Origin of the sequence: Collinsella sp. AM31-2AC (assembly GCF_003469285.1) — a bacterium.
In the GTDB taxonomy this organism is placed as follows: Bacteria; Actinomycetota; Coriobacteriia; order Coriobacteriales; family Coriobacteriaceae; genus Collinsella; species Collinsella aerofaciens_AT.
On the sequence record NZ_QSJB01000010.1, the window covers coordinates 41,823 to 67,007 of the forward strand.

General features: G+C 65.8%; 24 protein-coding genes, 2 tRNA genes and 1 pseudogene. 21 read left to right on the top strand and 6 right to left on the bottom strand.

Annotation, left to right across the window (positions count from 1 at the left end):
• The first annotated feature begins 95 nt into the window (after positions 1-95).
• The 4 genes from DW796_RS06070 to DW796_RS06085 all read left to right on the top strand — a co-directional run bounded on the left by DW796_RS06070 (position 96) and on the right by DW796_RS06085 (position 2,456).
• Positions 96-172: transfer RNA gene (locus DW796_RS06070), tRNA-Glu, on the top strand.
• 22 nt (positions 173-194) lie between these two features.
• Positions 195-271, top strand: a tRNA-Glu gene (locus DW796_RS06075).
• Positions 272-420: 149 nt separating this feature from the next.
• Positions 421-1,728, top strand: a complete 1,308-nt coding sequence (locus tag DW796_RS06080; RefSeq protein ID WP_118094571.1) for a lysylphosphatidylglycerol synthase transmembrane domain-containing protein — start codon at positions 421-423, stop codon at positions 1,726-1,728.
• A gap of 116 nt (positions 1,729-1,844) precedes the next feature.
• Positions 1,845-2,456 (top strand): TetR/AcrR family transcriptional regulator, encoded by a 612-nt coding sequence (locus tag DW796_RS06085; protein ID WP_158567700.1) that lies wholly within the window; start codon positions 1,845-1,847, stop codon positions 2,454-2,456.
• On the opposite strand, the pseudogene DW796_RS10640 reads toward DW796_RS06085, so the two are convergent.
• The 6 genes and pseudogenes from DW796_RS10640 to DW796_RS06115 all read right to left on the bottom strand — a co-directional run.
• Positions 2,385-2,684, bottom strand: a pseudogene (locus DW796_RS10640) (DDE-type integrase/transposase/recombinase); the annotation flags it as partial. The gene DW796_RS06085 and the pseudogene DW796_RS10640 sit on opposite strands and share 72 nt — an antisense overlap.
• Before the next feature lie 29 nt (positions 2,685-2,713).
• A complete protein-coding gene (locus DW796_RS06095) occupies positions 2,714-4,030 on the bottom strand; it encodes an ABC transporter ATP-binding protein (RefSeq protein WP_118094573.1) in 1,317 nt (438 codons plus the stop codon).
• Positions 4,031-5,053 (bottom strand): iron ABC transporter permease, encoded by a 1,023-nt coding sequence (locus DW796_RS06100; RefSeq protein WP_117637717.1) that lies wholly within the window; start codon positions 5,051-5,053, stop codon positions 4,031-4,033. It lies immediately after the preceding gene.
• Between the two features lie 22 nt (positions 5,054-5,075).
• Positions 5,076-6,647, bottom strand: a complete 1,572-nt coding sequence (locus tag DW796_RS06105; RefSeq protein ID WP_147351021.1) for an ABC transporter substrate-binding protein — start codon at positions 6,645-6,647, stop codon at positions 5,076-5,078.
• Between the two features lie 4 nt (positions 6,648-6,651).
• Positions 6,652-7,185: a hypothetical protein gene (locus tag DW796_RS06110; protein WP_089571779.1), complete on the bottom strand. Its 534-nt coding sequence runs from the start codon at positions 7,183-7,185 to the stop codon at positions 6,652-6,654.
• Positions 7,186-7,329: 144 nt separating this feature from the next.
• A complete protein-coding gene (locus DW796_RS06115; RefSeq protein WP_022094564.1) occupies positions 7,330-8,256 on the bottom strand; it encodes a sirohydrochlorin cobaltochelatase in 927 nt (308 codons plus the stop codon).
• 458 nt (positions 8,257-8,714) lie between these two features.
• On the opposite strand from DW796_RS06115, the gene cobM reads away from it, so the two are divergent.
• The 17 genes from cobM to cobK are packed head-to-tail and all read left to right on the top strand — an operon-like array spanning position 8,715 to position 25,127.
• Positions 8,715-9,506 carry a precorrin-4 C(11)-methyltransferase gene (cobM, locus tag DW796_RS06120; RefSeq protein ID WP_117765632.1) on the top strand — a complete coding sequence of 264 codons (792 nt, stop codon included), beginning with the start codon at positions 8,715-8,717 and terminating at the stop codon, positions 9,504-9,506.
• Between the two features lies 1 nt (position 9,507).
• Positions 9,508-10,692 (top strand): cobalt-precorrin-5B (C(1))-methyltransferase CbiD, encoded by a 1,185-nt coding sequence (gene cbiD / locus DW796_RS06125; protein WP_222847474.1) that lies wholly within the window; start codon positions 9,508-9,510, stop codon positions 10,690-10,692.
• On the top strand, positions 10,685-11,374 hold the full coding sequence (gene cobI, locus DW796_RS06130) for a precorrin-2 C(20)-methyltransferase (RefSeq protein WP_118094575.1): 690 nt from the start codon (positions 10,685-10,687) through the stop codon (positions 11,372-11,374). The genes cbiD and cobI overlap by 8 nt, the downstream gene beginning before the upstream one ends.
• Before the next feature lie 42 nt (positions 11,375-11,416).
• Positions 11,417-12,508 (top strand): cobalt-precorrin 5A hydrolase, encoded by a 1,092-nt coding sequence (locus tag DW796_RS06135; RefSeq protein ID WP_233539684.1) that lies wholly within the window; start codon positions 11,417-11,419, stop codon positions 12,506-12,508.
• Entirely contained in the window at positions 12,508-13,251 is a 744-nt protein-coding gene (gene cobJ / locus DW796_RS06140) for a precorrin-3B C(17)-methyltransferase (RefSeq protein WP_117776479.1), read from the top strand. Before DW796_RS06135 ends, cobJ begins: the two co-directional genes overlap by 1 nt.
• Positions 13,239-14,711: a precorrin-6y C5,15-methyltransferase (decarboxylating) subunit CbiE gene (gene cbiE / locus DW796_RS06145; protein ID WP_118094576.1), complete on the top strand. Its 1,473-nt coding sequence runs from the start codon at positions 13,239-13,241 to the stop codon at positions 14,709-14,711. The genes cobJ and cbiE overlap by 13 nt, the downstream gene beginning before the upstream one ends.
• A complete protein-coding gene (locus tag DW796_RS06150) occupies positions 14,708-16,090 on the top strand; it encodes a cobyrinate a,c-diamide synthase (RefSeq protein ID WP_233539685.1) in 1,383 nt (460 codons plus the stop codon). Before cbiE ends, DW796_RS06150 begins: the two co-directional genes overlap by 4 nt.
• Positions 16,083-17,225 (top strand): nicotinate-nucleotide--dimethylbenzimidazole phosphoribosyltransferase, encoded by a 1,143-nt coding sequence (locus DW796_RS06155; protein ID WP_118094577.1) that lies wholly within the window; start codon positions 16,083-16,085, stop codon positions 17,223-17,225. Before DW796_RS06150 ends, DW796_RS06155 begins: the two co-directional genes overlap by 8 nt.
• Entirely contained in the window at positions 17,222-17,770 is a 549-nt protein-coding gene (locus DW796_RS06160; protein ID WP_117564099.1) for a bifunctional adenosylcobinamide kinase/adenosylcobinamide-phosphate guanylyltransferase, read from the top strand. Before DW796_RS06155 ends, DW796_RS06160 begins: the two co-directional genes overlap by 4 nt.
• Positions 17,767-18,534, top strand: a complete 768-nt coding sequence (locus DW796_RS06165) for an adenosylcobinamide-GDP ribazoletransferase (RefSeq protein ID WP_158564339.1) — start codon at positions 17,767-17,769, stop codon at positions 18,532-18,534. Before DW796_RS06160 ends, DW796_RS06165 begins: the two co-directional genes overlap by 4 nt.
• On the top strand, positions 18,468-19,532 hold the full coding sequence (locus tag DW796_RS06170) for a histidine phosphatase family protein (RefSeq protein ID WP_233539686.1): 1,065 nt from the start codon (positions 18,468-18,470) through the stop codon (positions 19,530-19,532). Before DW796_RS06165 ends, DW796_RS06170 begins: the two co-directional genes overlap by 67 nt.
• Complete coding sequence (gene cbiB / locus DW796_RS06175) at positions 19,532-20,506, top strand: adenosylcobinamide-phosphate synthase CbiB (protein ID WP_118094579.1); 975 nt, start codon at positions 19,532-19,534, stop codon at positions 20,504-20,506. Before DW796_RS06170 ends, cbiB begins: the two co-directional genes overlap by 1 nt.
• On the top strand, positions 20,503-21,711 hold the full coding sequence (locus tag DW796_RS06180) for a histidinol-phosphate transaminase (protein ID WP_158567701.1): 1,209 nt from the start codon (positions 20,503-20,505) through the stop codon (positions 21,709-21,711). The genes cbiB and DW796_RS06180 overlap by 4 nt, the downstream gene beginning before the upstream one ends.
• On the top strand, positions 21,704-23,203 hold the full coding sequence (locus DW796_RS06185) for a cobyric acid synthase (RefSeq protein ID WP_233539687.1): 1,500 nt from the start codon (positions 21,704-21,706) through the stop codon (positions 23,201-23,203). The genes DW796_RS06180 and DW796_RS06185 overlap by 8 nt, the downstream gene beginning before the upstream one ends.
• Positions 23,200-23,715, top strand: coding sequence for a cob(I)yrinic acid a,c-diamide adenosyltransferase (locus DW796_RS06190; RefSeq protein WP_118094582.1), 516 nt, complete (start codon positions 23,200-23,202; stop codon positions 23,713-23,715). Before DW796_RS06185 ends, DW796_RS06190 begins: the two co-directional genes overlap by 4 nt.
• On the top strand, positions 23,716-24,357 hold the full coding sequence (locus DW796_RS06195; protein WP_118094583.1) for a precorrin-8X methylmutase: 642 nt from the start codon (positions 23,716-23,718) through the stop codon (positions 24,355-24,357).
• Positions 24,354-25,127 (top strand): precorrin-6A reductase, encoded by a 774-nt coding sequence (gene cobK, locus DW796_RS06200; RefSeq protein ID WP_118094584.1) that lies wholly within the window; start codon positions 24,354-24,356, stop codon positions 25,125-25,127. Before DW796_RS06195 ends, cobK begins: the two co-directional genes overlap by 4 nt.
• The last annotated feature ends 58 nt before the right edge of the window (positions 25,128-25,185 follow it).

Below are 25,185 nucleotides of genomic sequence, written 5' to 3' on the forward strand. Positions count from 1 at the left end.
CGACAATTTTTTCGGCAATTTGGAATTTCTTCTTGCGCTGATGTTTTTTGTCCCGTAATATATTTCCTCGCAGCACGGCAGTGCAGATGTCATGTGGCCCGTTCGTCTAGCGGTTTAGGACGCCGCCCTCTCAAGGCGGAGATCACCAGTTCGAATCTGGTACGGGCTACCACTTCTTTTCTGCCGAGGTCTATGGCCCGTTCGTCTAGCGGTTTAGGACGCCGCCCTCTCAAGGCGGAGATCACCAGTTCGAATCTGGTACGGGCTACCACGCATCTGATACCCGGACTTCCTATGGAAGCCCGGGTTTTTATTTTCAAACAACCGTCTGCAATTCCCGTTTGAACCAGAGCTTTGCGTTCTGCCTATGGCCCTTACGGGTACAATATCCAAGATATTTTGACTGTTAGAAGGAGTCTCATGACGGAGTCCTCTCAGCATACGTCTAAGCCCCAGGTCGAGGTTGAGGCCTCGGGCGGCGATGACAATAAGAGCGCACGCCGCGGCGCAATCTTTATCGGCGTTGTGCTGGTGGGTTATATCGTCTATCTGGTGGTAACCGGGCAGATGGGGCAGTTCTGGGCTGCTATGTCGAGCGTCCAGGCGCCCTGGCTCCTCGCTGCATGCTTCTGCATGTTTCTATACCTCTTTTTTGGTATCGTAGCGTACGCGATTGCCGTTTGGCTCGACCCCAATTCGCCCGTCGGTATCCGCGACCTCATTTCGGTCGAGGCGAGTGGCATCTTCTTTGGTAATCTGACACCCATGATGATGGGCTCTACGCCTGCCCAGATTTACCGCCTGACCAAAGCGGGCCAAAATGTCGGCGAGGCCGGCGCCACGCAGTTCACGCGTTTTATCGTGTATCAGTTTGGCCTTGTTGCCTGGGGCGCTATCCTATTGCTTGCTCGCATGCCGTTTTTTGCCGAGCGCTATGGCGACATGACGCTGCTGTGTGTCTTTAGCTTTGGTGGGCACTGCTGCATCTTGCTTGGCATCTTCGCCGTCGCGCTCATGCCTAAGACCGTCACGCGCGTCGCCCATTGCATCATCAATTGGCTTGAGCGCATTGGTGTCTCGGCCACTAAGATCGAGGGATGGCGCACGTTTGTCGATGGCGAGATCTGCTCCTTCTCCGAGAAGTTCAAGCTTTCAGCCGGCCACTTTTCGTCCATGCTGCTCACGGTGGTCATCACCATGTTGCAGCTCGCGTTTTTCTACCTCGTGCCGTATTTCCTGATGCTTGCCTTTGGCCACCACGAGGTCGACTTTTTCTCGGTCATGGCCGCGAGCGCCTTTGTCCAGCTGCTGAGCTCTGCGGTCCCCTTGCCCGGTGGAACTGGTGGCGCCGAGGGCGGCTTTGCATTGTTCTTGGGTCATTTCTTTGGGTCGGCATCGACCGCCGGCTATCTGCTGTGGCGCCTCATTACGTTTATCGCGCCGACCATATTGGCTGCGCCCCTGCTGGGCCTTAAGAGCGCCCACAACGAGAGCATCCATGCGCGCTGGGATCGTGTGATGCGCAAGCTCGGCCGTACGCCTCAGACGCCCTCTGCGCCCACTAAGCCGCACCCCATGAATGCTGTTACCGTTGATCCCAAGAAGCACGCTCAGAAGGCTTCTGGGACCGCTAAGCCGGCTCATAAAGCCTATGTGCGACAGACAGGCGACGGTATCCGCGTGTCTCCGTCGGCACTCAATAAGAAGAAGCACCCTAAGTCGCAGTAGGGCAGTCGTGCGTTCTTCATGATGCGGGGCATATTTGTGCTGTATGGGGGATAATCCTCTTACGTAGATTATCTCTCATCTGTTGATGAATGCCCGCATATCGAAGGGACACGCCCATGGCCACCAGCAAACCGCGTATTGATCGCCGCATCGTTCGCAGCCGCAATGCCATCCTTTCCGCTTTCGAGCGTCTGCTCATGGAAAAGCCGCTTGCCGATATTACCGTGAGTGCCATCGCGCGTGAGGCAAATGTCGATCGTAAGACCTTCTACGTGCATTTTGGCACGGTCGACGGCCTGCTCGATGCCATCGCCGCCGATGTGGTCGAGATGATCGTCGATTCGGTCGAAAAGACGCTTGCTTCAATGGACGGTGACACCAACGAGCGCGCCCTGGGCGCGGCGGCGACCTTCTTTAAAACCGTTAACGAGGCGTTATGCAACAACCTGGTGCTCAATCGTCAGCTGATCGAGAACATTCCGCTCGATGATTTTATGGCTCGTCTTCGTGCGCCGCTCGAGCACGAGATTGCCGAGCGCGATCTGCTGCCCCAAGGTCTCAAGGACGAGATGTTCGATTACTATCTGGCGTTTCTGCTGTCGGGTATTATCGGTATCTATCGCACGTGGGCGCTGTCTGACGGCTCGGTTCCTATCGTGCGCGTCTCTGAGGTCGCCAACGACCTGACTCTCAATGGCCTGTCGAGTCTGGAATCTCGCTTGGATTAGGCGCAGGCTCGAGTTCGTGAGGCGCTTGTCGGGGTGCAGCCCGATCGACCGGGCGACGAGCATCCCGCCGAAGCAGTCGATGACCGGGCTCAGGTAGACCTTCTCGCCGCCCGGGAGCCTGAACTCGGTGATGTCGGTGAGCCACAGCCGGTTGGGCTCGTTGGCGTGGAAATTCCTGTTCACGAGGTTCTCCGGCGCCTTGGAGACCTCGTCGGCGTAGGAGCTGTAGCCTGAGGATCCTTAAAAGAAAGTCCAGTTTATCCTTTCCACCCCAATTGGGAATCCTCCGATGCGCCTTCGCGCGCTCGCATGACCTCGATACCATGTGAGCGCGCGAACTCGACGAGCTCTGCGTTGCGGGCGTTTATGGTGCCGAAGGCGGCGGGGCACACGATAAGGCGCGCGCAGTGGACGAGGAGCTCTTTGGCGCGGGCTATGGTTTTATCCCCGATCGGCTCAAAGGCGCGCTCGGCCACGCATTCCATCGCCAGGTCGCGCGCGAGCTCGCAGTCGATGTCCCCTTCGTGCAGAACGCCCGCGTAGAACGCCTTGCCCTGCCGAATGAGCTGGCGAAACACAGCCGACCCCGTACCTGCGCCGGCGATGACGAACGTGTGCGCATCGCCGTGTGGGCGCCCAATTTCCACGCTGCCGAAGCGCTCGTTGAAGGTGCCATGTTGAAGGCCGTAGAGCTCGCCAATCGTCTCGCGCGTGAATATGTCCTCGGGTGCGCCGGCGCGGAAGACCCGGCCGTCCTTCACGCAAATCACCTTGTCGGCGCTTTTCTGCGCGAGCTCGAGTTCGTGGATGGACATGATGACAGCCACATTCCGCGATTTCGCAAGGTGGCGAAGTATTCGCAGCAGGTCGATCTGGTAGCGGATATCGAGATACGACGTGGGCTCGTCGAGCACGAGCACACGCGGATCCTGCGCGATGGCGCGTGCGAGCATGACGCGCTGGCGTTGCCCGTCGCTTATCTGCATAAAGTCGCGCTCGGCGAGCTCTTCCACATGTGCGGTTTTCATGGCCTCGTCGACCCGACTTTGGTCGTCGGGCGAGAGTGTGCCCATTCGCCCGGTGTAGGGGTGCCTTCCCGCCTCTACGACATCGCGGCAGGTGAGGAGCTCGGTCCGGGGGCGATCTGTCAGCATAACGGCAAGGTTCCTTGCAAACTCCGCCGTCTTCCATCGGGAAACCTCCCGCCCGTCGAGCTCGACCGCGCCGGCAAGCGGTGCCAGATGGCGTGTGATGGTTTTTAAGATGGTCGACTTGCCCGAGCCGTTCGGCCCGATGAGCGCCACGACGTCGCCCGCGCGAACCTCCAGATCGACGCCTTCGACTACGACCTTCTTGTCGTAGCCCGCCGACAGGTCGCTTATGTGGAAAAGCGGCGCTCCGTCAGCCTGCGTTTCGACCGTAGTTTCGAGGTTCGGCTCCGCTCGGAGGAGGCGTTCCGCGCGCAGTTCCGCACGAGCCGAAAGTGCCTTCTGGCGCTTTCGTGCGAGCTCAGGACTGTCTAAGCATGGAATGTCCCCTCCGAGCGTTTTGGGCCGCGGCACGAATTCCCCCATCTACCTCACCCGCTTCTTCAACATGAGCGCGATAACCACCGGAGCGCCGAAGATGGCGGTGACGGCGCTGATGGAAAGCTCGACGGGAGAGAACAGCGTGCGCGCGATCAAATCGCAGCCCGCGCAGAAGATGGCGCCTCCCAAGAAGCACGCAGGAATCACGCGGATGGGCTTCGACGACTTTAGCGCCGACTTCACGAGATGCGGAACCGCGATGCCTACGAACGACACCGGACCAGCGAACGCGGTCACGCAGGCGGAGAGCATGCTCGCTAGAAGGACGAGCACCACGCGGAAGCGTTCGACGTTCACACCGACGCTTTTCGCGTAGGCTTCTCCCAGCTGGAAGGCGGAAAGGGGCTTCGATATCGCGAATACGCATGCGCTCACGGTGATCACCACGACCGCGATGACCGCGATGTCGTCCCAGCTCGAACCCGAGAAGCTACCCAAAGACCAGTTGTGCAGGTTCACGATGGACTGGTCGTCGGCGAAGGCGATGAGGAAGTTCGTCGCCGCCGAGCAGATGTATCCCACCATGACGCCCGCCACGATGAGCATGGCCATGGAACTTATGCGCCGTGCGATGAGGAGCACGAAGCCGATGGTGATAAGCGAGCCCAGAAACGCTGCGGCCACCATGGCCGGCGAGGACATGGCCTGGTTCGCGCCTAGAAGTACGATCATCGTAAGCGCGACGACGAACTTTGCGCCCGAGGAGACGCCCAAGATGAACGGGTCGGCGATGGGGTTGTTGAAAAACGTCTGCAGCAGGAACCCGGAAAGCGAAAGTGCCCCGCCGAGAAGCACGGCTGAAAGCACGCGCGGCAGGCGAATCTCCCAGATGACCTGGCTTTCCATGGAATTGGCCGCGCCGCCCGAAAGGATGCCGGGGATGTGGTCTGCGGGCACGAGCACGCTCCCGATGCACAGGTTGGCCCCGACGAGCACGATGAGGGCAACAGCGAGCAGCGCCGTCACGACGCGACACCGCGCGGCGCGCCCCGATTCGTCGTATGCCATGGAAAGCCGGCTTCTCATGGCGCTAACCGAGCTTCCTCAGATAATGGAAGTCGCTCGCGTCATCGCCGGTGAACGCCCCGTGAAGCTCGTCGATAATGTCGGCGGTAGAAGTCATCTGCTGGTACATGTCGGCGCTTGTGACCCAGACGTTGCCGTTCTTCACGGCTTTGAACTGCGACAATAGCGCGTTTTTGCCTACGAAGTCGTTCAAGGTGGCAACCGATTCGTCGATGGTGCCGTTGTAGACGATGATGTCGGCATCCTTCGCCGTCGCGTAGAAGCGCTCCATTTCGAGCGTTACTGACGAACCTGACGTCGACGCCGTCTGCGCGTCATCGAGCGCATAACTGCCGCCTGCAAGCTCGATCATCTGCGCCACGTAGTCGCCCGCCCGCCGCGTGACGGCGGCCCCGTTCGAGTTAATGTAGAAATACGCCACGGTTTTACCTGACGACGCGAGCACCGACGTTTGCTCGACGCGGGCCTTCTGCTCGTTGAACAGGTGCGCGGCCTCGTCTTCCTTGTCGAACAGGACGCCGAAAAGCTTAATCCACTCGACGCGCCCGAGTGCTTCGGGCTCGCTCGACGACTGTTCGGTGAGCACGACGAGCCCGAGCTTCTGCAGCTTTTCCTTCACATCGGGCGTGTGGTTGATCATGGTGTTCTCGATGGCGAGCGTGCAGCCCGAGGCCGATATTCGCTCGTAGTCGGGCGCGCTGTACTTGCCGCCGTAGGCGATCGCCCCACTTTCGAGCGCGCTTTTGAAGCCTGCGACCGAGCAATCGTCGGCCTTCGTGCCCGACATGATGATATTGTCGTTCGCATCGAGCGCGTCGACCAGGCACATCGTCGCCGACGACACGAGGTACACCTTGTCGGCGGGGCGCCTTATGACCGCGATGTCGGAGCTCAACCCATCAGGTACCTTCGCATCTTGCGGCACCACGAGGAAACGCTCCCCATTCGAAACGCAGATAAGCCGCAGACCGCCTTCGAACTCGTCGACAGTGAAGTGCTCGGCGTATTCAAGCTGAAGCGCCCCCGTCGGCTCCCAGCCACAGCCCAAATCGGCGTTGTGGAAGTCGGCCGCGGCGCTTGAAGCCGTTCCCGCAGGGGAGCCGCCGCTTGCATCGTCGCCCGATTTCTCCTTCATGGTGGATGAGTCGAAGTGGATCGTGTAGTCGATGGTGTGCGGCGTCGACATGGCGACGGTCTCGGCCGACACGGCGATGTCCTCGTCGAGCGTGACGGGTATCTCGAACGTGGAGTTGCCGCCGTCGTTTACGGGTGCGTAGTCCACGCCGTCGACGGTCATCTTGTCGTAGTTCGAACTCGACCAGGTGATGGTCGCGGTGTAGGTGTCGCCATCCTTCACAATTGTGGTGGGTGAGGCGATGCTTGCGCGCCCTGACCCGCCGGAAAGCGAGACATTCACAGTGTATTCCTGAGAGCCCGCCGTGCCACCGGTCGCGTTCGGGCTCGCACTGCACCCCGCGAAGGGAAGCGCGAGCAGGGCGACGAGAACGCAGGTGATCGCGCGCGCCGCGATGCTGTGGCGCTTCCTGTTTTCCCCCTTGGGGAGAATCAACCGCATGGCGTTACTTCAGTGCGTCGGCGCGCAGATCGACGCCGGCGGATTCGAACACAAGCGTGCGGTCGTACCACTGCTCTTTTCTAATACTCCACGCGGCACAGGCGGTGTCCTCGTCGAGCGCATCAACGGGCACGTCGTAGGTGTACTTGCCTTCCGCGTTTTCCACATAGGGGATGAAGTCGGCCTCGCTCGCGGCGGCAGCCTCGTCGCCCGTGCCCATGAAGAGCTTGCCGTAGCCCGTGCCGGAAAGCGTCATCACGCAGTGCATGGAGCCGTTTTCCACGATGAGCTGGGCGTCCACAATCCTGAACATGTTCGAGCTGGAATCTACGGTGATCGGATAGGTGCCGTCGGCCACCTTGTCGGCGGTGATGGGGGCAGCGCTTGCGCCCTCGGTCGCATCGGCCGCCTGCTCGGTCTTTTCCTGGGAATCGGTATTGCTTGCCTTTGCGCTGTCGCTTGAATTTCCGGCGCAGCCGGCGAGCGAGAACGCGAGAAGCGCCGCCGACAGGGCGAAGACGAGGGTTTTCTTCAACATGGAGGGGTTCCTTTCAATCGCTTCGACCGCCCGCGCCGTGCGGTGGGCGGGCGGGATGCGAATGCAACGGGCATGCGTCGTCGTCGGGGAAAGGCGCATGCCCGTTGCACGGGGACGCGACCGGCGCCCCCGTGCGCGGCGAGTTTACAGCTTGGCGATGGCGTCGTCCACGTGCGAGACGTAGATGTCGTCGACCGCGACGTTCTGTCCCAGACCCTGGAGCAGGCACGTCACTTCGAAGCCGGCGGCCACGAACTTCGCAGCCCAGCTGTCGGGGTCGGTCTCGTCTGCCATGTCGTTGTTCGCGTGGTCGCCCGCGACCACCATGAACGGCGCGAGCACGGCCTTCTTGTAGCCTGCGGCGCTCGCGGCGGCGATAACATCCTCGCAGGTCGGTTCAGCCTCGACGGTGCCGACGAAGAACTGCGTCAAGCCCTCGTTCTTGAACACTTCCTGCATCTTGGCATAGTCGGCGTTGGAATCGGCTTCGGTGCCGTGGCCCATGAGGCACAGCGCCGTCTTGCCGTCGTCGAAGGACGCCATGTTCTCCTTAATGGCTGCGGCCACCTTCTTGTAGTCATCGTCGGAGGTGAGCAGCGGGTCGCCGAGCGAGATTTTGTCGAACTTGTCGGCGTACTTGTCGAGCTCGTCTTTCACGTCGGTGTATTCCAGGCCACCCATGAGATGCGTCGGCTGCACGACGATTTCCTTCACGCCGTCTTCCACGCAGCGGTCGAGCGCCTCGGTCATGTTGTCGATCGTGATGCCGTCGCGCTTCTTCAGCTTGTCGATGATGATCTGCGCGGTGAAGGCGCGGCGGATGTCGTAGTCCTGCCAGTACTTCTCGCGGATAGCGTCTTCGATGGCGCCGATGGTGATGTGGCGCGAGTCGTTGTAGCTCGTACCGAAGCTCGTGACGAGGATGACCGGCTTCACGGCCTTCTCCTTTTCACTCGATTTCTCGGAACTCGCGGAGGTGTTGGAGCAGCCCGCGAGCGCGACTCCGGCGAGCGCGACGGCTCCGGTTGCTGCGGCGCCCATGAAGCCGCGGCGTGACATCTGGTCGGACATGGTTTTTCCTTTCCTCGGTTTGCCGGTCCCCCGGCGACAGTTGCTTGTCGGCACAAGCGAAAGAAAAGCGCACCCCTCGGGGTTCACAAGGAGCTAACGCCACGGCGATGCCGTGAGGAAAAGGCGAAGCAGTCTGGCTTGGGGCGCGAGGCGGTTCGCCCGCGCGTCCTATACAGTAATGTCCCTTGCCCAGGATTCCCACCTGGTTCCCTCCGCAAGCCAGCGCGGGCTGTGCGGGCGCCGCGCCGGTCATTTCCTTTTATCCGATTGTCATATGCTCGTTGCCGAAACTTTTACTATGATAGTGGGCACTTGTGAACGTGTCAAAGCCAGGGCGGGCGACATTGCGCCTCCTGCCTGCGTATTTGCGCCGATTGCTGCCGCAGGCGCCGTGTTTTGCCCGCTGCGCGAATGGCGGCGTAAACGGTTGCGATGAGAAACGGGAAGGGAAGGCTCGGATGATTCATATCGTTGGCGCAGGCTCGGGCGCCGCCGACCTTATCACGCTGCGCGGGGCGCGCCTTCTGCGCGCGGCCGACGTGGTCGTTTGGGCGGGAAGCCTTGTGAACCCCGAGCTGCTCGCCGAGTGCAAGGAATCCTGCGTCGTCTACGACAGCGCGCACATGACCTTGGAGGAAGTGCTCGACGTGATGTGCGCGGCGGATGCGCGGGGCGAGGAAGTGGTGCGCCTGCACACGGGCGACCCGTGCCTGTACGGCGCCATCCAGGAGCAGATGGACGCGCTCGACGCGCGCGGCGTGGACTACGAGGTGGTGCCCGGCGTGTCGAGCTTTTGCGGTGCCGCGGCGGCGCTTCGCCAGGAATACACGCTGCCGGGAATCAGCCAGTCGGTCGTGATCACGCGGCTTTCCGGACGTACCCCCATGCCCGCGGGCGAGGGCATGCGCACCATGGCGGAAAGCGGCTCGACTATGGTCATCTTCCTGAGCTCGGGTATGCTCGCCGAGCTTTCCGCCGAGCTTTTAGGCGCGGGCCGCAGCTCCGACGAGCCGGCGGCGCTCGTGTACAAGGCGACCTGGCCTGAGGAGCGCGTGGTGCGATGCACAGTGGGCACGCTCGCCGATGCGGGCGCGCGAGAGGGCATCGACCGCACGGCGCTCGTGGTGGTGGGCCGCGTGCTCGGAGCTCGTGGCGGGCTTGCGCACAACGGCGCGCAAGCGGAGTCGTACGAGCGCAGCAAGCTTTACGACCCTTCGTTTGCCACGGGGTATCGAAAGGCGAGCAGCTAGCGTGGCCTTCGAGCACTACATATATACCGGGACGACCCGCCTGCGCTGCGGCTACACCACGGGGAGCTGCGCCGCGCTCGCGGCGAAGGCGGCCTGCGAGATGCTCTTGTCACGAAAGCCCGTCGGCCGCGTGTCGATCGTCACCCCCGGCGGGCTGCCTGTCGAGACGGACGTGGTTGACGCATGTATCGGCGAGGGGTGCGCCCAGTGCGCCGTGCGAAAGGACGCAGGCGACGATGCCGATGTGACCGACGGCGTGCTCGTGTACGCGCGCGTGGAACATGCGGGGTCGGGCACGGGCGCTGCGGGCAGCAAGGGCGTGCCCGCGCGCGAATCGGAAGTTTCCGTCGATGGCGGCGTGGGCGTGGGGCGCGTGACGTTGCCCGGGCTCGAGCAGCCGGTGGGGTCGGCCGCTATCAACGCGACGCCGCGCGCGATGATCACTTCGGCGGTGCGCGAGGTGTGCGCCGCGCACGGCTTTTCTGGAAATATTGCTGTGACGATTTCGGTACCCGAGGGTGTTGCCCTTGCCGAAAAGACCTTCAACCCACACCTGGGGATAGAGGACGGCATTTCCATCCTGGGCACGACGGGCATCGTCGAGCCGCGCAGCCTCGCTGCCTTGCGCGACAGTATCGAGCTCGAGATCCGGCAGCATGCGGCTATGGGGCGGCGCGGAGTTGTGCTCACGCCCGGCAACTACGGCGCGCAGTTCATCTCGGGGCATTTTCACCTAAACGGTGCGCCGGTGGTCTTCATCTCCAACTTTGTGGGCGATGCGATTGATTGCTGCGTTCGCGAGGGATTTACCAATGTCCTTCTTGTGGGACACATCGGCAAGCTGGTGAAGGTCGCGGGCGGCATCATGGACACCCATTCGCGTACCGCCGACTGCCGCGCGGAGATTCTGGCCGCCCACGCGGCCTTGGCCGGCGCGGGAACGAAGACCGTGCGCGAGATCATGTCGTCGGTCACGACCACGGCGGCGCTCGAGGTAATCGAGGCCGCCGGCGTGGGGGACGCTGCGCGCGCCTCGCTCGCTGCGGCAATCGATGACAGGTTGCGCCGCCGCGCGGCGGGCGCATGCGACATCGCCGCGGTCGTGTTCGACGCCGAGCGCCGCGAGCTTTTCCGCACGTCGGGCGCCGATGCAGTTATCGGGGAATTGGGGGCTACGTATGAGTAAAGGCGTGCTGTACGGGGTGGGCACGGGGCCTGGCGACCCCGAGCTGCTCACGATCAAGGCCGTCCGCACAATCGAATCGTGTCCGGTCATCGCCGCACCGCAGACGGCGGACGGGGCCATGGTCGCGCTCGACATCGTGCGCGGCGCCGTCGACCTTACAGGCAAGACGGTGATCCCCGTGCGATTCTCGATGACGCGCGACGCCGAGTGCCGCGCGGCCGAGCATGCCTCGCTTGTTCGCGAGCTTGTCGCGCACCTGGATGCGGTCCGCGACGTCGCGCTGCTGAACCTGGGGGACCCGAGCATCTACGCCACCTTCCAGCGCATAGCGCCCGACGTGCGCGCCTGCGGGTTCGAGGCGCGCGCCATTCCCGGCGTGCCGAGCTTCTGCGCGGTCGCCGCGGCACTCGAGCGCGACCTCACGCCCGAGATGTCGTCGCCTCTGCACATCGTGCCCGGCGGCTACGACGACGTGCGCCGCGCAATCGGCTGGCCGGGGACGAAGGTGGTCATGAAGGCGCGCCGCTCGCTTGCGGACACGAAGTGCATCCTTCGCGAGGAGGGCGCCTTCGACGGTGCCGAGCTCGTAGAGGACTGTGGGCTTCCGGGCGAGCGCGTGTACCGCTCGGTCGACGATGTGCCCGATCGGGGCAGCTACTTCTCGACGATGGTGGTGCGCTAGATGAGGGTTTCCTGCATAGCGTTCACTGAGAGGGGGTATGCGTTGGCGGAGCGCACCGCACACGCGCTTTCCGATTGCGCGCAGACAGGTGAAGATGACCCTGGCTGGGACGTTTCCGTTTCGCGCGGGTTCGGCGAGGGGAAGGCCGACCTGCGCGCATGGACGGCGCTCGCGTGGGAAGCGTCGGACGCGCTTCTGTTCGTGGGCGCGGCGGGCATCGCCGTGCGGGCGATCGCGCCGCATGTCGCCTCGAAGGCAAGCGATTCCGCGGTTGTGGCGATCGACGAGGCGGGGCGCTTTGCCGTCCCGCTTTTGTCGGGGCATTTGGGCGGTGCGAACGAGCTTGCGCAAACTGTGGCACGCGCGGCAGGGGCCATCCCCGTCATCACCACGGCGACCGACGTCCGCGGCGTGTGGGCGGTGGATACGTGGGCGCGCTGTGCGGGGCTCGCCGTTTCGAATCCCGAGGCCATCAAGCGAGTGTCGGCGCGGCTGCTTTCGGGCGGGCGCGTGGCGCTCTATTCCGACATGCCGATTTCGGGACAGCCGCCTGAGGGGGTTGACATTGCGTCCGACCGCGCTCGGGCCGATATTGTCGTGTCGCCGTTCGCTGGCGCGAATGCAGGTGCGTCCGTTCGCGCAGCGGAGACGACGGGCGATGTCGTGCCCGCCGGTGAGACGGGGAAGCCGGCGGGCGTGCGGGCGCAGGCGCCTGCGCCCGAGCCGCTTCGCCTTGTCGTGCCCTGCATCGTTGCGGGCATAGGGTGCCGTCGCGGTGCGTGCGCCGAAGCGATCGGGGAGGCGTTTCTTCTCGCGTGCGGGCAGGCGGGTATCTCGCCTTCGGCCGTGCGCGAGGCGGCGACGATCGACGTGAAGGCGCACGAGGAGGGTCTGCTCGCCTTCTGCCGCGCGCGCAAGATTCCGCTTGCGACGTATTCCGCAGAGGAGTTGTCGCAGGTCGAAGGTAGCGTTTCGCCATCTGATTTCGTGCGCGCGACGGTGGGGGTCGACAATGTGTGCGAGCGCGCGGCGCTCGCGGGCGGGGGCAAACTTATCTTCCCGAAGCTCGCTCACGGCGGCGTGACCGTCGCGTTTTCCAAGGTAACTATCGAACTTTCGTTTAAGGAGCGGTGATGGGAAAGCTCTTCGTGGTGGGGATCGGCCCGGGCGGCCCCGACGGCATGACGATTGCGGCTCGGCGCGCGCTCGAGGCGGCCGACATCGTTGTGGGGTATACGAAATACGTGGAGCTCGCGCTCGCCGCCGTGCCCGACGCGGCGCATCTCGCGACGCCGATGATGCACGAGGTCGAACGGTGCCGCCTGGCGCTTTCGCGCGCGCAGTGCGGAGAAGCCGTGGCGCTTGTGTGCAGCGGTGACGCGGGCGTGTACGGCATGGCGAGCCCCGTGCTGGAGCTTGCTGAGGACTACCCCGATGTAGACGTGGAAGTTATCGCCGGGGCCACCGCGGCTCAGAGCGGGTCGGCGGTGCTCGGCGCCCCGCTTGCCCACGACTTCGCGGTCGTGTCGCTCTCCGACCTGCTCACGCCGTGGGAGGTCATCGAGCGCAGGCTCGCCGCCGTGGCGAGCGCCGACTTCTGCATCTGTTTGTACAACCCGCGCAGCAGAAAGCGCGCCGATAGGCTCTCGCGCGCGGCGAAGATTATGCTCGAATGGAAGGCCCCCGACACGCTCTGCGGCTGGGTACGCAACATCGGGCGCGAGGGGCAGCAGTCGGGCATGTGCAGGCTCTCCGAGCTGGGGGAGTTCGACGCCGACATGTTCACCACCGTGTTCGTCGGCAACGCGGACACGAAGCGCGTAGGCGGCCGTATGGTCACGCCGCGCGGGTATCGGGAGATTCCATGCGAAAGGTAACGATCATCGGGGCGGGGCCCGGAAACCCCGACTTGCTCTCGCGCGCGGCGCTCGACGCGATCGACATCGCCGACGTGGTCATCGGCGCTCATCGCGCGCTTGTCAGCATCGACGTACCGCCCGATGTGGTGAGATGCGAGCTCGTGAAGACGGCGGACATCGTCGCCGCTCTCACCGATGCGGCGTCGTGGCAGCGCGCCGTGGTCGTGATGACGGGCGATGTGGGGCTGTTCAGCGGCGCGCGCCGCCTGGTGGAGGCGCTCTCCGGAGACGCGCAGGTGGACGTGTGCGTCATTCCCGGCATAAGCTCAGCGTCGTATCTCGCCGCGCGCCTCGCGCGTCCATGGCAGGATTGGCGCTTCGCGAGCGCTCACGGCGTGGCGTGCGACATCGTGGCCGAGGCCGAGCGCGCAGGTGAGCTCTTCCTCGCCACGTCGGGCGGGGAAGACCCCTCGCGGCTTTCGGGCGAGCTTGTGCAGGCGGGCTTCGGGGACGCGCGCGTGACGGTGGCCGAGCGCCTGTCGTACCCCGACGAGCGCATCACCTGCGCGACCGCAAGTGAAATCGCAGGTCAGACGTTCGACGACTTGAACGTGATGCTTATCGAGCCCGCAGGCGGCGCCGGGTCGCCTGCGGGCTCTAGCGCAGCCTCCGAGGCGCCGGCCGGCGCGTCTGCGCCCGCGGCGGCTTCTTTCGCGGCGGACTCTGTGGGCGCATCCCGCGCCGCGAGCTCCCGCTGGCCGTACGCTTCCTCGGGCATTCCCGACGAGCTCTTCACCCGCGGCGACGTTCCCATGACCAAGCAGGAGGTGCGCGCCGTCGCGCTCGCGAAGCTGCGCCTTACCGCGACCGACACCGTGTGGGATGTCGGCGCCGGCACGGGGAGCGTGTCGATCGAGGCGGCGCTCGTCGCGCGAGCGGGGTCGGTATGGGCGGTCGAGCGCAACGCGGCCGGCGTGCGGCTCATCCGAGAGAACGCGGATGCATTCGGGTGCGGCAACGTGCATGCGGTCCCCGGTGTCGCCCCCGGAGCGCTCGCAAAACTGCCCGTCCCCGACGCCGTGTTCGTCGGCGGGAGCGCGGGCGAGCTTCCCTCCATCGTGGAGGCGGCGCTCGAGAAGAACTCGCAGGTTCGCCTGTGCGTGCCATGCGTCACCGTTGAGACGCTCACCGAGGCGTGCGCGCTCCTCTCGGGTTCGCGCTTTAAGGGGTTCGAAGCGTGCCAGGTGTCGGCCGCCCGTGCCGAGGCTGTAGGCTCGCACCATCTTATGAAGGCGCAAAACCCCGTGTTCCTCGTCAGTGCGCGCGGTGCGAGCGCGGATGCCGAGGAGCTTGCCGAAGTCGGCGCGCTTGCTGAGTCGCCTTTCGGGGAGGACCCCTCTGTCGAGGGGAACCCATCCGTTGAGGTGGTCTCGCTTGCTAACTGCAGCGCCGCAGGTGGGGAAGGTGGCGCCCGGTGAGCACGTCCATCCCGCGCTTCATGGTCGCTGCGCCCTCGAGCGGGAGCGGCAAGACGGTCGTCACGTGCGCGCTCCTGCGCGCGCTCGCGCGTCGCGGCCTTGCATGCGCGGCCTTCAAATGCGGCCCCGACTACATTGACCCGCTCTTTCACCGCCGCGTCGTGGGTGCGCGCTCGGGCAACTTAGACGGCTTCTTCACCGACGCCCCGACGCTGCGCGCCCTGCTCGCACGCGGCGCCGCGGGCGCGGATGTCGCGGTGCTCGAGGGGGTCATGGGCTTCTACGACGGCATGGCGCCCGGCGTGGCCGACGCGAGCAGCTACCAGGTTGCGCGCGACACGGAAACGCCGGTCGTTTTAGTGGTGAACGGGCGCGGGGCGTCTTTATCGCTCGCCGCTGTAATCCGCGGCATCGCCGAGTTCCTGCCTTGTGCGAACGTGCGCGGCGTCGTGCTGAACAAGACGAGCGCCGCTGCCTGCGCCTACGCGGCGCCTGCGATCGAGAAGCACACGGGCGTCGCGGTTTTGGGGAATATCCCCGCCGACGAGGCGTTCTCGCTCGAAAGCCGGCATCTGGGGCTTGTGACCGCCGACGAGGTCGAGCAGCTCTTCGCGCGCATCGACAAGATGGCCGAGCTGGTGGAAAAGAGCATCGACGTCGACCGCTTGCTCGAAATAGCGGCGACGGCACCCGATATCCGCGAGGAACCTTACCGGTTGGAGCCGATCGCGGGAGCGCGGCCCATCGTCGCCGTCGCGCGTGACGAGGCGTTCTCGTTCTATTACGAGGAGAATCTGCGCGTGCTCGAGGACCTGGGTTGCGAGCTGGCCTTTTTCAGCCCCCTGTGTGATAGCGAGTTGCCCCGGGGGACAAGCGCCCTCTATCTGGGGGGCGGCTACCCGGAGCTCCATGCGCGACAGCTCTCCGAGAACGCGCCGATGCGCGCGGCCGTGCGGCGCGCGGTGGAATCCGGCATGCCGACGGTTGCCGAATGCGGTGGGTTTCTGTACCTGCAGCGCGAAATCGCCGATAGCGAGGGGCGGCGCTGGCCTGTTGCGGGCGCCCTTGAGGGCGCAAGCGAGAACGGGGGAAGGCTGTCCCATTTCGGGTACGTGGAGCTTACTTCCCAACGCGACGGGCTCTACGGGCCGCGCGGCACACGCATCCGCGCGCACGAGTTCCACTACTGGCAGTCCACCTGCCCGGGCGGCGACTTTTGGGCGCAGAAGCCCCGGCGCGACAAGGGCTGGCCGTGCATGACGACCACCCCGTCCCTGGTGGCGGGCTTCCCGCATGTGTACTATCCTGCGAACCCCGACGTTGCGCGCGCGTTCGCGTCTGCTGCAGCGTCGTTCGCAGAGAGGAGGCGGCATGGCTGAAGCAACCGAAACCGCGCTTGCCTGCATCCGCGAGGAAGTCGAGCGCGCGTTCTCGTCGGCGCCGGGCGCCGTGCTCGAAGCCGCGCTTTCCCGGATCGCGCCCGCAGACGAGTGCGCCCGTGCCGCCGCGTACGCCGCGTGGGACTCCATCGCGCACCCCTTGGGGGGATTGGGCGACTTTGAAGACGCCGTCGCGTGTATCGCCGCAGCTCAGGGGAGCGCCGAGGTGGCCGAGTTTCCCCGTGCGCTCGCGGTATTCTTCTCCGACAACGGGGTCGTTGCCGAAGGCGTGTCGCAAAGCGGGCAAGATGTGACGCGAGCCGTCGCGCGCAACATGTGCGAGGGGGCCGCGAGCGCCTGCCGCATGGCGGCGTTCGCGGGTGCCGAGGTCGTGCCCGTCGACGTAGGTATGGCCCGGGGCATAGAAGACGCGCGCATGGTGCGCGCGAACGTGCGGCGGGGGAGCGGCAACATCGCTCACGGCTCCGCTATGTCTCGCGATGGGGCCGTGCGCGCGATCGAGGTCGGAATCGCCGTCGCGTGCGGGCTTGCCCGCGCCGGCGTGCGCCTTCTCGCCGCGGGCGAGATGGGCATCGGCAACACGACCACCTCGGCGGCGGTGGCCGCAGTGCTCATCCGGGCGGACGCGCGGAGCCTTGTCGGGCGCGGCGCGGGGCTCTCGGACGCCTCGCTCGCGCGCAAGCGCGACGTGGTCGAGCGCGCTATCGACGCGAACTCGCCCGATCCCGCCGACCCGATCGACGTGCTCTCGAAGGTGGGCGGCTTCGACATCGCTGCGATGTGTGGCTTCTACCTGGGGGCCGCGGTCTCGAAGGCGCCGGCGCTCCTCGACGGGGTCATATCCTGCACGGCGGCCCTGTGCGCGGCGCGCCTGTGCCCCAACGCCTTGGGCTACCTCGTGGGCACCCACGCATCAAGCGAACCCGCAAGCCGGGAGCTCCTTCTCGAGCTCGGCATAAAGGCGCCCCTCGACGCAGGCATGCACTTGGGCGAGGGCGCGGGCGCCATGGCGTATCTCCCCCTTCTGGATTCGGCGCTGCGCGTGTACCGGGATGGGAAGACGTTCACGGCGACTGGCATGGCTGCTTACGAGCATTTCGAGGCCGGGAAATGACGGTGACGCTCGTCATCGGCGCCGCCGCGAGCGGCAAGAGCGCCTACGCCGAGTCCCTGTGCCTCGGGCACGACGGCCCTCGCGTGTACCTGGCAACGATGGAGCCCTTCGGGGAAGATGGCGCCCGCCGCATCGCGCGCCATCGGGCGCTGCGCGAAGGCAAAGGGTTTTCCACCCTCGAGTGCTCGCGTGACGTGGGCGCCGCAGCGCCCGGGCTTCCGCGCGGCTGCACACTTCTTTTGGAGGACGTGGGCAACCTGGTTGCGAACGAGCTCTTCGCGGAAGGCGGCTTGTCCCCGCGTGACCCCGACGCTGCGGCGCGCGAGGTACTCGGAGGCATCGAACGGCTCGCTCAGGCCGCTGCGTATACGGTGGTGGTCACCGTCGACGTGTTCGCCGATGGGATGCGCTACGATGAAGGGACCGAGGCATGGAGGCGCGCGCTCGCGCGCGTGAACGCGGGCGTGGCGGCGCTGGCCGACCATGCAGTCGAAGTGGTATGCGGGATTCCCGTGTGGATGAAAGGCGAAGGACCTACAAGGTGAAGATAGCAGAGGCAATCGGCGCGGCGTTCGGAACGTTCTCGCGCATCCCCGTCCCGAAATCGGCCTGGACCGATTTCGGGTCAACCCATGCACTTGCCGCGTTTCCCCTGGTGGGCCTTGCGGAAGGCTTCCTCATGACGGCGTGGGGGCACGTGGCGAACCTGCTCGGCGTGCCCGCGACCATCGTCGCGGCCGTGCTCGCGGCGCTGCCTGTGGCGGTGACGGGAGGCATCCACCTAGACGGGCTCTGCGACACCTCCGATGCGCTTGCAAGTTGGGCCCCGCGCGAGCGAAAGCTCGAGATCATGCACGATCCGCGGGCGGGCGCCTTCGGGGTCATCGGTGTTGTTGTGTACCTTATTCTGCAGTTTTCCCTGTTCACCGCGCTGCCGCTTACGGCGGGGGCGTTCCTCGCGCTTCTGTGCTCGCTCGTGTTCTCCCGCGCGCTTTCGGGACTCGCCGTTGAATGCTGGCCTGCCGCGCGGGCGGACGGCATGGCCGCGGGGCTCTCGCCTGCGAAGAAGCGCGCGGCGATCGTCGTGCCGCTTTGCGCTTTCGCTGCGGCTTCGGCTGCAGGGATGGTCGCGTGCGCTCAGGCCGTCGGCGCCTTTATGGCGGTGGCGGGGCTTTTGGTGCTCGCGTGGTACCGCCATGTTGCCCTGTCCCGCTTCGGCGGGGTGACGGGGGATTTGGCCGGATGGTTTCTGCAATGGGCCGAGCTCGCGATGCTTGCCATGCTGGTGGTGGGGGGCATGCTCCTATGATGCTCGTGGTAGGTGGCGCGCATTCGGGGAAGAGGACCTTCGTGCGCGAAAAACTCGGGTTCGCGACGGACGATTTCGTCGACGCGGCGCAGCTTGCGGAGGGCGGCGTGCCCGCGGCTTTTGCCGGCCGCGTCGCATACCGTGCTGAGGAACTCGTACGCGCGCTCGACGCTGACCGGGCGCTCGAGCGGCTGATCGGCTTCGACGCAGTGATTCTGCCCTTGGTCGGCTCGGGGGTCGTCCCCATGAGTGCGGAAGACGCCCAATGGCGCGAGCGCGCGGGGCGCCTGGGATGCGCGCTCGCTGCGCGCGCCGACGTCGTCGTGCGCATGACGTGCGGGATTCCCCAGGTCATCAAAGGAAACCTTGCCGATGCACCTCGAGGGACGCAGGGCGCGGGTGCGCTTTTGGAAGTCGTCTTCGTGCGCCATGGTGCCACGGCGGGCACGGAAGACCATCGCTACAGCGGGGCGGGCACCGACGAGCCCCTGTCGAGTGCGGGCGAGCGCGCTTTGCGCGACCTCGCGTGCGATCGTGACGTGTTCCGTGTTATCACGAGCGGCATGGCCCGCACCGACCAGACGGCGCGCATCCTCTTCCCGAACGCGGAGCTTATGGCGTGCCCCGGTCTGCGCGAGATGGATTTCGGCGACTTCGAGGGGCGAAGCGCCGCCGAGCTTAAAGAGGATGCGCGCTATCGCGCCTGGGTAGACTCCTGGTGCGAGACGCGCTGCCCGCATGGCGAGGGCAAGAGCGATTTCACCCGCCGCGTCATCGCGGCGTTTCGGGAGGCGTGCGAATCGGAGCGCGCCCAGGGGAGTGGGCGCGCCGTCTTCGTCGTTCACGCGGGTACCGTGAAAGCGCTGCTCTCCGAGCTAGCTGTCCCGAAAATGGGATACTTCGACGTGCATACCGAGCCGGGCGGCGCATGGGCCGCCACTTGGGATGGGCGCTGCCTTCGCGACGTTCGCCCCGCTTCGGGGGGCGATGCCCGGTGATGACGATTCTTGCCGTCGCCGCCGGGTTCGCGGCCGACCTTGCCTTCGGCGACCCGCGCTGGCTTCCCCATCCCGTCGTCGCCATGGGGCGCGCGATCACGTGGGCCGAAGGCCGCCTGCGGGGCGCATTCCCGCAAACGTCCGCGGGCACGCGCGCCGCAGGGCTTGTGCTCGCCGTGGCGCTTCCGCTTGCGTGTGGGCTTTTGACCTGGGGAATCCTGCATCTTTGCGGCATGGTTCACTCCGGCTTGCGCTTCGTGGCCGAGGCATGGGCGAGCTATCAGATTCTCGCGGCATGCGAGCTGCGCCGCCAGAGCCTGGCCGTTGCCCGCGCGTTCTCGAAGGGCGGACTTGTCGCGGCGCGCGAAGCCGTCGGGCTCATCGTGGGACGCGACACGTCTGTTCTCGACGAGCAGGGCGTCGCGCGCGCCGCCGTGGAAACGGTGGCGGAGAACGCGAGCGACGGTGTCATCGCGCCGCTTTTCTACCTTATGATCGGGGGTGCGCCTTTGGGCATGGCGTACAAGGCGGTGAACACGCTCGACAGCATGGTGGGCTACAAAAACGAGCGCTACATCGACTTCGGCTGCGCCTCGGCGCGCCTCGACGATGCGGTGAACTGGATTCCCTCGCGGTTATCGGCCCTGTTCATGATCGCCGTGTGCCCGATCGTCGGGCTCGACGCGCGCGGGGCGGCGTGCATCTGGCGCCGCGACAGGCGTCGCCATGCGAGCCCGAACGCGGCGCAGACCGAGTCGGCGTGCGCGGGTGCGCTCGGACTGCGCCTGGCAGGACCCGCGGTGTATTTCGGCAAGCTCGTTGAGAAACCGACGATAGGCGACGCGTCCCGCGAAATCGAGTGGGGCGACATCGCCCGGGCGACAAGGCTCATGCTCGCCGCGTCCGTATGCGCGCTCGTCGTCTTCGGCGCCGCGCGCGCGGCGGTCGTGCTCGCCGTGGGGGCGATGGCATGAGGAAAGACCACGCCGCGCCCCGGGCTGCCGGGGGAATCCTGCGCGCCCGCACGCATGGGGGCAGCGCGCAATCGCTCGGCATCGCTTGCGAAGGGGGTGCCTCCGACCTCATTGACTTCTCGGTGAACGTGAATCCGGCAGGCCCCTCGCCGCGCGCCGTCGCCGCAGCTTGCAAGGCGCTTTCTCGAATCGACGCCTACCCCGATAGGGAAAGCCTCGCCCTCGTTCGCGCGCTAGCGCGCGACCAGAGCATTCCCGAAGATACTATCGTCTGCGGCGCGGGCGCGTCCGACATCATCTGGCGGCTCGCCGCGGCGGTGCGCCCGAAACGCATCGTCGTGTGCGCGCCGACGTTCTCTGAATATGCGGAGGCGGCATCGTACTACGGCGCATGCGTGCAGGAGTTCCCGCTCTCCGAAGCGGACGACTTCGACGTGCCCGCCTCCTTCGCCCGCGCGATCGAGGGGCCGGGAGACGTAGCGTACCTCTGCAATCCGAACAACCCGACGGGGCGCCTCGTCGACCCCAGCGTGATCGAGGCCGCGGCTTGCCGCTGCGAGCAGGTGGGCGCGCTGCTCGTCGTGGACGAGTGCTTCCTCGGATTTGCGCCTGACGCCTGCGAAAGGAGCGTGGCCGCACGCGCCGCGTGTTCGCGCCATGTGGCCGTGCTCTCCGCGTTCACCAAGCTCTACGGAATGGCGGGGTTGCGGTTGGGATATCTGATCAGCGGAAACGCCCAACTCATCGAGGGGATTCGCCGGGCGGGGCAGGCGTGGCCCGTCTCCTCGGTCGCCGAGGCCGCGGGCATCGCCGCCCTGGAAGACATTGAATACGTCTCGCGCACGCGCGATGTATTGGCGGGCGAGCGAGCGTGGCTTTCCCACGAGCTCTCCTCGCTCGGGCTTTCCGTCGTGCCGTCGGATGCGAACTTCCTTTTAGTCCGCACGCCGGCGAAAGACATCCCCGAGCGCCTGTATAATCAGGGGGTTTTGGTCCGCACGTGCGACTCGTTTTCGGTACTGTCCCGTTTCTGGTGCCGCGTCGCGGTGCGCACGCGCAAGGAGAACGCCCGGCTTGCGATGGCGTTCGGCCGCGCGCTTCGGGCGGAAGGTGCACCGGGCGAAGGCGAACCCGACGAACGGGGCGGCGCTATGGCGGGCGCGGATGGCCGAGGCTTGGCGAAGGAGGTCGATACCCGTGGGTAGGGCCAAGCCCATCATGATCCAGGGCACCATGTCGAACGCGGGGAAGAGCCTGCTTGCGGCGGGGCTGTGCCGCGTGCTTTCGCAGGACGGCCTTCGCGTGACTCCCTTCAAGAGCCAGAACATGGCACTCAACAGCGGTGTCACGGCCGACGGGCTCGAGATGGGGCGCGCCCAGATCATGCAGGCCGAGGCGTGCGGCATCGCGCCCGACGTGCGCATGAACCCCATCCTGCTCAAGCCTGAAAGCGGCCACCGAAGCCAGCTCATCGTGGCCGGCAAGGCGCAGGGAGCCTTCGCTGCGAGGGACTACTTCGCGCGAAAGAAGGCGCTCATGCCGCAGATTTTGGAGGCGTTCGATTCGCTCGCGGAGGAAAACGACGTCATCGTCATCGAGGGCGCCGGCAGCCCCGCCGAAATCAACCTTGCCGAAAACGACATCGTCAACATGGGGCTCGCGCGCGCCGTGTCCTCCCCCGTGCTGCTCGCGGGCGACATCGACCCAGGCGGGGTGTTTGCCCAGCTCTACGGCACGGTCGCGCTCCTTGCGCCCGAGGACCGCGCGCTTTTGCGGGGGCTTGTGGTGAACAAGTTCCGCGGCGATGTGGAAATCCTGCGCCCGGGTTTGGCCCCGCTCGAGAAGATGTGCGGGGTTCCCGTCGTGGGGGTCGTGCCGTATCTTACGCTCGACCTGGACGACGAGGACTCGCTCGCGCCGCGCCTATCTGCCCGCGAGGCGCGCGGCGTCATCGACGTCGCCGTCGTGCGTCTTCCGCATCTGTCGAACTTCACCGACTTCGACCCGCTTTCGCGCGTGCCCGGCGTGGGCGTGCGCTACGTTTCCTCGACGACCGATCTGGGCCGACCCGACCTGGTGGTGCTTCCCGGCTCGAAGACTACGCTCGACGACGCGCGCTGGCTTGCGGCTAGCGGCATCGGGGCCTGTGTACGCGCGCTTTCGGGCGCGGGCACGCCGGTGCTCGGCATATGCGGTGGCTACCAGCTTTTGGGAGACGAGCTTTCCGACCCGCACGGCAGGGAAGGCGCTGGCACCGCGCGCGGGCTCGGGCTCATCCCTGCAAGTACGGTGTTCAAGGAGGAAAAGCGCCTCGCCCAGTCGGCACTGCGCATCACGGGCGCCCAAGGCGCGTTCTCGGTGTGGAACGGCATGACGGCGCGCGGGTACGAGATTCACGACGGCGAAACGACCGTCTCCTGCGCCCCTGTGGGCACGATTGGCGGCAAACCAGAAGGCGCGGCCTGCGGAAACGTGTTCGGAACCTATCTCCACGGCCTGTTCGACGAACCGGGTGTGGCGCTCGCCCTCGCGCGCTCGCTCGCGCGCATGCGCGGCCTGCCCGAGAGCGTCGTGGGTGCTGCGGGCGCGGCGTCCGCGGCCGATCACCGTGCGCGCGAGTTCGACCGCCTGGCCGACGTCGTGCGCGGGGCGCTCGACATGGAGCATGTCTACCGCATTATCGAGGAGGGCGTATGATCCACGTGTATCATGGCGACGGCAAAGGCAAGACCACGGCGGCGATGGGCCTTGCCCTTCGCATGCTCGCTGCAGGCCGCCGCGTCGTCGTCGTGCAGTTCCTGAAAGACGGCGAAAGCGGGGAGGTGCGCCTGCTCGCCGAGCATTTCGGCGTGCCCGTGTTCGCGGGGAAGGCGTCGGACAAGTTTACCTGGTCGATGACGTCGGAAGAACTTGCCGCGACGTGCGAGCTGCACGATGGGAACCTCGCTTCCGCGCTCGCCGAGCTCGAGGGCGCGCAGGAGGGGCTGCTCGTGCTCGACGAGGCGCTCGACGCGCTTTCGAAGGGGCTTGTCGACGAGGCGCTCGTGGACCGCGCGCTCGATATGTCCGCTCGCGGCGTCGAAGTAGCGCTCACCGGGCGCGCGCCTTCCCGCAAGATCGTGGAGAAGGCCGATTACATAACCGAGATGCGGTGCGAGAAACACCCCTACGCTCAGGGGATATGTGCAAGAGAAGGAGTGGAGTACTAGATGGATTCCAAGGAGATGGCGCCTGGCGTCATCGAGCGGCGCAGCTTCGAGATCATCACCGAAGAGCTCGGCGGCCGCACGTTCCCGCCGTTCGAAGAGCCCGTCGTGAAGCGCGTCATCCATACCACTGCCGACTTCTCGTACGCCGATTCCCTCGTGTTCACCCATGACGCCGCGCACTGTGCGCTCGACGCACTGCGCGCAGGGGCCACGGTGCTCACCGACACGAACATGGCGCTCGCAGGCATAAGCAAGCCCGCGCTCGCGAAGCTCGGCTGCAAGGCCGTGTGCTTCATGGCCGACCCTGATGTCGCCGCGGCTGCGCGCGCCGCGGGCACGACTCGCGCCGTTGCGAGCATGGACAAAGCTTGCGGCATCGAGGGTCCGCTCATCGTGGCCGTCGGCAACGCTCCCACAGCACTTCTGCGCCTCGCCGAGCTCATGGACGCGGGGAAGATCGCGCCCGCTCTCGTCGTTGGGGTGCCGGTCGGGTTTGTGAACGTGGTCGAGGCGAAAGAGGAGCTACTCGCACGACGCGTTCCGGCCATCGTCGCGAGGGGTCGCAAGGGCGGTTCGACCGTAGCGGCCGCCATTATGAACGCGCTGCTCTACCAGATCACGCGCACAGGCGGCCCGAAGTGACGGCGCCCGCATCCGCGCCGGCGCTGCGCATCTTCGCCGGCACCACCGAGGGCCGCCTTCTGTGCGAATGGGCGAGCAGGGCGGGCATCCCCGCCCGTGCCTACGCGGCAACCGAGTACGGAGGCGAGCTTTTGGGCGAGCTTCCGGGCATCGAGGTGCATGCGGGCAGGCTCGACGATGCCGACATGGAGCGCGAGCTTTCCGGCGCGTGCATCGTTGTCGACGCCACGCACCCCTTCGCTACGCTCGCAAGCGGCAACATCCGGGCCGCTTCGCTCGCCGTGGGTGCACGATGCCTGCGCCTTGCACGCCCGGTCGAGGCGCTGCCCAAAGGCGTCGTGCCGGTCGCGTCGATCGCCTGCGCGGCGCGCTTTCTCTCCGAGAACCCGGGTCGCGCGCTTCTCACGACGGGGAGCAAGGAGCTTGCTCCCTACACGAGCGTCGCCGATTTCGCGGAGCGCTTCTTCGTGCGTGTGCTCCCGCTGCCCGGTGCTATAACGAAGTGCATCGACGCGGGGTTTTCGCCGTCGCACGTCATCGGCATGCAGGGGCCCTTCACCCGCGAGCTCAACGAGGCGATGCTTCGGCAGGTGGGCGCCCAGTGGCTTGTGACTAAGGACTCGGGAACCGTAGGCGGCACGGCCGAGAAGCTCGCCGCCGCGCGCGACGTGGGAGCGCGCTGCATCGTGGTCACCCGTCCCGCCGAGGGAAGCGGGGCCCTTTCGCTTCGGGAAGTGGAAGACGCGCTCTTACGGGAGTTCGCGCGCTAGGCGCTTGCCGCGCCTAGCGCGCCCTCCCGCCCGCGAGGAGGAGCGTCCCGAGCAAGCT